The organism is Nitrosospira sp. NpAV, from assembly GCF_000832065.1.
Taxonomy (GTDB): Bacteria; Pseudomonadota; Gammaproteobacteria; order Burkholderiales; family Nitrosomonadaceae; genus Nitrosospira.
The window spans coordinates 1-494 of the sequence record NZ_JXQM01000255.1; the positions used below are offsets into that span (position 1 = coordinate 1).

1 protein-coding gene is annotated in these 494 nt (G+C 56.7%); it reads right to left on the reverse strand.

Annotated elements, in window-relative coordinates:
• Positions 1 to 494, reverse strand: a 494-nt coding sequence (locus SQ11_RS16045) for an SDR family NAD(P)-dependent oxidoreductase (RefSeq protein WP_041515211.1), incomplete at both ends; no start/stop codon positions are given.

The window sequence follows — 494 nt, forward strand, 5'->3', positions numbered from 1 at the left end:
CTTCTACTTCTCCCAGCCGGCGCATGGCGTGCACGTCTTCCAGCGTGGCACGTTGCTCGGCTGGTACGTAGTCGATCAGTTCGGTTTTGATGAAACCGGGACCCACTGCGTTGGCGCGAATGCCCTGTGTGCCGTAATCCACAGCGATATTTTTTGTCAGTCCCACCACGCCATGTTTGGCGGCGGTATACGGTGACAGGCCCGGAAAACCTACTGCACCGGCAATGCTGGACATGTTCACGATTACGCCGCCGCCCGTCTCAAGCATGGCCGGGATCTGCACACGCACACCATAGAACACGCCAGACAGATTGATGCGGATCACCCGATCCCACGTTGCAAGCGGAATCTCGGCGGTCGGGGCGAAATTGTGGCTGATACCGGCATTGTTAACTGCGATATCCAGGCCGCCATAAGCTTCCTTAGTACGATTGATGATTCCGACATGGTATTCGGGATCAGAGACATCGCCGCATACTACGATGGCTTCTCGG